Here is a 284-nt window from a genome sequence, read left to right on the forward strand (position 1 = left end):
AGTGCTCACACAGATTGTCTGATGAAAAGTAAATAGCAAGGCGTCTTGCGATTGAGACTTCAGTGTCCCCTTCGTCTAGAGGCCCAGGACACCGCCCTTTCACGGCGGTAACAGGGGTTCGAATCCCCTAGGGGACGCCACTTGCTGGTATGTGTGAGTGAAAGTCGCCGACCGAAGTATCTCAAAACTGACTTTCGAGTCACGTTTGAGATATTTGCTCTTTAAAAATCTGGATCAAGCTGAAAATTGAAACGACACACTGTTTCATTTCTCCGTAATAAGAA

General features: G+C 46.5%; 1 tRNA gene. It reads left to right on the top strand.

The annotated features are described in order from the left end of the window. The first annotated feature begins 64 nt into the window (after nt 1-64). Nucleotides 65-140 (top strand) — tRNA-Glu (locus tag OGX97_RS03210). The last annotated feature ends 144 nt before the right edge of the window (nt 141-284 follow it).

Source organism: Citrobacter sp. Cpo061 (assembly GCF_030332845.1).
Lineage (GTDB): Bacteria > Pseudomonadota > Gammaproteobacteria > Enterobacterales > Enterobacteriaceae > Citrobacter > Citrobacter portucalensis.